Source organism: Microbacterium sp. (genome assembly GCF_030149085.1).
Classification (GTDB): domain Bacteria; phylum Actinomycetota; class Actinomycetes; order Actinomycetales; family Microbacteriaceae; genus Microbacterium.
In genome coordinates this window covers 1-5,689 of the sequence record NZ_JASBSF010000059.1, presented here as the reverse complement: position 1 = coordinate 5,689, position 5,689 = coordinate 1, and the positions used below count along the sequence as shown (strand labels likewise).

Sequence of the window (5,689 nt, the reverse complement as noted above, 5' to 3'; positions counted from 1 at the left end):
GACAGCTTGTGGTGAATCTGGGGCGCCGAGAATCCCGGCGAGTCCGTCGGAACGACAAACCCCCGGATACCGCCATCGGTCTGCGCCCACACGACCGCGACATCAGCGACTGATCCGTTCGTGATCCACATCTTCCGGCCTTCGAGCACCCAGTCCTCGCCGTCGCGGCGCGCTCGCGTTCGCATGCTCGCGGGGTCTGAACCGGCATCCGGTTCGGTCAGACCGAAGCATCCGATCACCTCTCCGGCAGCCATCCAGGGAAGCCACCGCTGCTTCTGCTCCTCACTCCCCCAGCGCCAGATCGCGTACATGGCCAACGAACCCTGCACCGACACGAGCGAGCGGATGCCGGAGTCGGCGGCTTCGAGCTCGAGGCACGCGAGGCCATACTCGGTGGCCGACATTCCGGCACACCCGTAGCCCTCCAGGTGCATGCCGAGGACCCCCAGCTGCCCGAGGTCCCTCGCGAGCCCGCGCAGATCATCGATCTCGCCGCGCTCGAACCAGTCGGCGACGTGGGGGCTCACGCGCCGCTCGACGAACGCGCGGACCGCATCGCGGGTGGCGCGCTCATCATCGCTGAGCAGACCATCGATGCCGGCGATGTCGATGGCGTCATCCATGGATGCCACGGTCTTCTCCTTCGGGCAGATCACTCGCCTGACCGATCGAGTCGGGGTCGGCCGCAAGCCACCGGCGAATCTCATCACCGTGCTCGTCGAGCCGCGGCGGACGCTCGTACCGGCCGATCGGCGTCCGCTCGAACCGCAGCGGAGACCGGATCTGGTCAGCGCCACCGGGGACGGGAACCCGGGGGTCGAGACCGAGATGTTCTGCAAGCGCGAAGCCGTCGGCGACGGTGCCGATCGTGCCCGCCGGCACACCAGCATCCATCAGCCGCGTTGCCCAGGATGCCGCGGTGTCGCTGCGCAGCCGAGCTTCGAGGGCTACCGCCAGCTCATCCCGATGGGCGACGCGCTGCGCATTCGTGACGAAGCGGGGATCACCCGCAAGGTCCGGGTCACCGACGATCTCGCACAGCCGCACGAACTGCGCGTCGTTTCCGACGGCGAGCGCAAGCACTCCCTCGCCGGTGTCGAGCGCCTCATACGGCGCGATCGACGGATGCCGATTGCCGAGCGAGCGCTTTCCCCGATTTGCCGACTCGAAGTACGACGAGGAGTTGCCCGTCCAAGGCGGACCCCACTGCCGAGTGACGTCGCCCGATGCGGCGCGCTCCACCTTGATCACGTCGGCACCGAGGTCGGCGAGCGTGGATGCCGCGAGCGGACCGGCGAGCACGCGACTGAAGTCGGCGACGACGACGCCGTCCAGGGGCATCGGACCAGGCATCCGCTTCCTCGCTCTTCCCAGTGAGAGTGAGTCAACCCTATCGAGCGTGGGTGCCCCGGTTGCCGCAGTAGCCTGCTGGAGGAGGATCGCATGGATGTCGACGCAGAACCCGCGGGCGGATGTGGACCCGAATGCGCGTGCGGCGCTCCGGGACGATCGCAGTTCCTGACGCTCGGGACGGCACCGGTCGCCGCCGCCGCCGCTTCCTCCTCGTCGGGTGCGCGTCACTGTATCCCCCAAGCGCAGATCCCCGCGGGCCGCTTCGTGATGGGCGACTCTTCCGGCGACGCCAATGTCGGTGACGGCGAGACCCCGAGCCACGACGTCTCGATCAGCGCGTTCGAGATCGACACGACGAGCGTCACGAACGACGATTTCGCGCGATTCGTCGATGACACCGGCTATCTCACGGAGGCCGAAACCTTCGGGTTCTCCGCCGTCTTCCATCTGGCGCTGCAGGCTCCCGAGAGCGACATCATGGGGCAGCCCACCGCGACCCCCTGGTGGTTCGGAGTTCGCGGGGCCGACTGGCGGCATCCGGGCGGAGCGCACTCGTCGATCGACGGGCTCGGCGATCACCCTGTCGTGCACGTCTCCTGGAACGACGCCATGGCGTACTGCGCGTGGGCAGGGCGGCGCCTGCCTACCGAAGCGGAGTGGGAGTATGCGGCCCGCGGCGGCCTCGACGGGAAGAAGTACCCGTGGGGTGATGAGGAGCCGGAAGCCGATGGCATGTGGCGCGTCAATATCTGGCAGGGTCCGTTCCCCCGCGTCAACACGCTCGACGACGGCTTCCTCACGACGGCCCCGGTGCGCACCTTCGACCCGAACGGCTACGGGCTGTGGCAGCCCGTCGGCAACGTCTGGGAGTGGTGTGCTGACTGGTTCGATCCCGGCTACTACGCACGCTCGACGGATGCCGATCCCCGCGGCCCCGAAAACGGCAGTTCCCGCATCCTTCGCGGCGGCAGCTACCTCTGCCACATCTCGTACTGCAACCGGTACCGCAACTCCGCGCGCTCGCAGAACACCCCCGACTCGTCGATGGGCAACGCTGGCTTTCGCACGGTGAGCGCGCGCTGAAACGAAAAGGTCCCCGAGCCACAGGGCTCAGGGACCTCATCACTGTCTCAACACAGTGCGCGCCCGGAGGGACTCGAACCCCCAACCTTCTGATCCGTAGTCAGATGCTCTATCCATTGAGCTACGGGCGCATGGTCCGCGCGTTTCCGCGAGCAAACCAGCGTCCAGATTACCCCACGAGTGCCCCGCACGGCGAATCGTCGGCGGCTTCGCCGCGGTTCACTCGCCCTCGGGGCTCCCACCATCGGGAACCGGACCGGAGTCGTCGACATCGATCATGGGTGCAGACCCCTGTGAGGTGCTCAGTCGGCGCTGGTGAGAGGAGAGGCGAGGCAGGTCGATGAGCCTGATCGATTGCATGCGTGCAGCACGCATCGACGCATAATCGGGGTCGAGATCCGGCCGCATCGCCTCGACGATCAGGCGTCGCTCAAGGTTTGATTCGACATCGCCCCACGCGGCATCGCGTGCCTGCTCGATCAGCTGCTCGAGTGCCGCGTCGTCGGTTGCCCGCTCACGGAGTTGCTTGGCGACCCCCGTGTACTGTCGGGCGCGCCGCCTCAGGTTTCGGGAATCACGCCCGCGATAATCGTGAGTCCCACTCGGGTCGGACTGTCTCCCCCACGCACGACGCCAGTCGGCCCGGGCGCGATCTGCAGCTGCCGACTGCTCGTCGGCGAGTGCTTCGAGAGTTCGCCGCGCGAAGGGCTTCACGGCGTCGACCGAGAAGGCGCTGTCGTTGCGAATCGCGTCGACGAGAATCCGGTTGCGGATGCTGAGGCGCGCCGCCGCGGTGGCGATGATGACGCCCTCGGCGATCGCATCGGCCGTCCTGCCCATCCGCAACCTCCTGGGTAGAGGGTATCGGGGCATGAGAGCGGGCGCCGACCCGTGGCCGGCGCCCGCAAGGGTGGTGGGATCGGACTCAGGCGCGCTTGGTGTACTGGGCGTCGCCGAAACCGAGGATCAGGTACCCAATGAATGGGAACAGGAACAGCAGGAAGAATGAGAACGCGCCTCCCTTGCCGAACTTCTCCCCAACCTTGATCGCCACGATGATTGCGAGCACCAGGTTGGCGATGGGCACGAAGTACAGCAGACCGAGCCAGGCGGAGTATCCGGCAATCTTCACGAGGATGAACATGTTCACGATCGGGATGATCGCCAGGATGCCGGGCCACCCCGCCTTCGAGAAGACTCGCCACAGAGCAATGGCGACCACGACGTAGATGGCAAGACCGATGAGCGACGTCGTCCACAGGGTGGACACACTGGCCTGGTCGGTGATGGAAGTTGCGAGCATGGCCACAGCCTAGAGCGAAAGCGGCCTGCGCTTCCAGCTAACTCTCAGGAAAGCGCAGCGATCCGCCACGACGCCTTGTGAGCATCACCCGGAGCGATCACAGCGAGCCCCGTGTCGAACGGGTAGCTCTCATCGTTGAAGGCGTCGGGGGCGCATGTCATCGGTTCGACGGCGAGACCCGCTCGGTGCCCGGGAGCCTCTGGTCCGCCGGGCTGGTCGGCCGTGTGGATCTGAACCCAGGGGCACCGCGAGTCCCACGTGATCGACGTGCCCTCACCCTGAGCATCGGTCACCCGGACTGTCACGAGTCCGTCGCGGTCGCGCACGAGATCCGTGTAGGCGTGGTCGATCATGACAGCACCGAGAGTCCGCGGTTCACGGAAATCGAAGCGTTCGGCATCCGCAGTCACCGACTGGAGTCCGACCGGAGAGAGCCGGTCGGGGGTGACCGTGAGCACCTGGGACGCCGGAAGCGTGAAGATCCAGTCATCCAGGGTCCCCGGGGCGAGAAGATACGGATGCGGACCCGTGCCCCACGGCGCGAAGTCGCGGCTCAGATTGGTCGCCTTCACCCGCTGAGTGAGACCGTCCACCCCGATCGCGAACGTCGTCTCGACACGGATCCGCCAGGGATACCCCTGCTGCGGTTCGATCGTGGCTCCGAGGGTCACCCAGCTCTCCGCCGTCTCGACGGGCGCGAAGTCCAGCCAGGATGCGAGGCCGTGGAGGGCCTGGCCGCGCCCCGGTTCGGTGAGAGCCACCTCGTACGAACGGCCCCGGAACACGTAGCGACCGTCCACGATGCGGTTGGGCCAGGGCGCAAGCGTGGCACCGCGGAAGGACGGTCGGACGATGTCGGGCTCGAACGGTACGACAAGATCGCGGCCACGGTAGGTGAGGCTTCGAAGGGTCGCGCCGACGCTTGCGATCGTGGACTCGTAGTCGCCAGCGGTGATCGTGTACTGCGTTCCGGATGCCGGGATCACGGCCACGGACTCATCATTCATATCGCCAGTCTGCCTGACCGCGGATGCAGGGTGAGTCACAGACCCTGCGCCAGGCGGTAGTAGGCCTGGTTCCAGCGGACCTCTTTCTGGAAGCCACGGACCGTGGTGTCTTCATCGATCACGAGCAGCTCGGTCTCGGCGAGTTCGGCGAAGTCGCGGAAGACCTCGATGCCGACGGCTGTCGACATGACGGTGTGGTGAGCCGCCCCCGCCGTCAGCCAGCAGGCCGCGGACGTCGCGAAGTCAGGCGCCGGCTTCCAGATCGCCCGCCCGACGGGGAGCTTGGGAAGGTCGGGCGCTGCAACGTTTTCGACGACATTGGCAACGAGGCGGAACCGGTCGCGCATGTCGCTCATCGCCACGACGACGGCGGGGCCAGGGTCGGCGGTAAAGACCAGGCGGACCGGGTCATCCTTGCCGCCGATGCCGAGCGGATGGATCTCGAGAGTCGCCTTGGCGCTGGAGAGGGTGGGCGCGACCTCAAGCATGTGAGCGCCGAGGATCTTCTCGTCACCGGGGACGAGGTCGTAGGTGTAGTCCTCCATGAGGCTCGCACCGCCGGGCAGTCCCTCACCCATGACGTTCGCGACGTGCACGAGGATCGCAGTCTTCCAGTCGCCCTCGGCACCGAACCCGTACCCCTCGGCCATGAGGCGCTGCACGGCAAGGCCGGGCAGTTGCTTGAGCGCGCCGAGGTCTTCGAAGCTCGTCGTGAAGGCACCGAACCCGCCGGCCTCCAGGAACGAGCGCAGCCCGACCTCGATCGCTGCTCCGTCACGCAGCGACTGGTGGCGCTCTCCCCCGCGACGCAGCTCAGGAACGATCTCGTACAGCTCTTCGTACTCGTCGATGAGGGCATCGATCTGCGCGTCGGATGCCGCAGCAACGGCATCCGCGAGCTCGTTGACGCCCCACGTGTTGACCTGCACCGCGAACCGGATCT

At 66.8% G+C, this 5,689-nt stretch carries 6 protein-coding genes, 1 tRNA gene and 1 pseudogene; 1 reads left to right on the top strand and 7 read right to left on the bottom strand.

The window, feature by feature from the left end; translation table 11 throughout:
- Together Q1V87_RS02420 and Q1V87_RS02415 are read right to left on the bottom strand one after the other, a co-directional pair.
- On the bottom strand, positions 1-623 hold a 623-nt coding region (locus Q1V87_RS02420), incomplete at its 3' end, for an acyl-CoA dehydrogenase family protein (RefSeq protein ID WP_300590705.1).
- Positions 616-1,353 (bottom strand): CoA transferase, encoded by a 738-nt coding sequence (locus Q1V87_RS02415; protein WP_300590704.1) that lies wholly within the window; start codon positions 1,351-1,353, stop codon positions 616-618. The genes Q1V87_RS02415 and Q1V87_RS02420, both read right to left, overlap by 8 nt.
- 90 nt (positions 1,354-1,443) lie before the next feature.
- Between Q1V87_RS02415 and Q1V87_RS02410 the strand changes: the two genes are divergently transcribed.
- Positions 1,444-2,436, top strand: coding sequence for a formylglycine-generating enzyme family protein (locus tag Q1V87_RS02410; protein WP_300590703.1), 993 nt, complete (start codon positions 1,444-1,446; stop codon positions 2,434-2,436).
- A gap of 58 nt (positions 2,437-2,494) precedes the next feature.
- Here the strand turns inward: Q1V87_RS02410 and Q1V87_RS02405 are convergent.
- From Q1V87_RS02405 to Q1V87_RS02385, 5 genes and pseudogenes are all read right to left on the bottom strand, one after another.
- Positions 2,495-2,567: transfer RNA gene (locus Q1V87_RS02405), tRNA-Arg, on the bottom strand.
- Positions 2,568-2,655: 88 nt separating this feature from the next.
- Positions 2,656-3,276: an asparagine synthase gene (locus Q1V87_RS02400; protein ID WP_300590702.1), complete on the bottom strand. Its 621-nt coding sequence runs from the start codon at positions 3,274-3,276 to the stop codon at positions 2,656-2,658.
- Positions 3,277-3,361: 85 nt separating this feature from the next.
- Complete coding sequence (locus Q1V87_RS02395; protein WP_300590701.1) at positions 3,362-3,739, bottom strand: DUF5684 domain-containing protein; 378 nt, start codon at positions 3,737-3,739, stop codon at positions 3,362-3,364.
- Positions 3,740-3,783: 44 nt separating this feature from the next.
- A complete protein-coding gene (locus tag Q1V87_RS02390; RefSeq protein ID WP_300590700.1) occupies positions 3,784-4,746 on the bottom strand; it encodes an aldose 1-epimerase family protein in 963 nt (320 codons plus the stop codon).
- A gap of 35 nt (positions 4,747-4,781) precedes the next feature.
- Positions 4,782-5,689 (bottom strand): annotated as a pseudogene (locus Q1V87_RS02385) (L-arabinose isomerase); the annotation flags it as partial.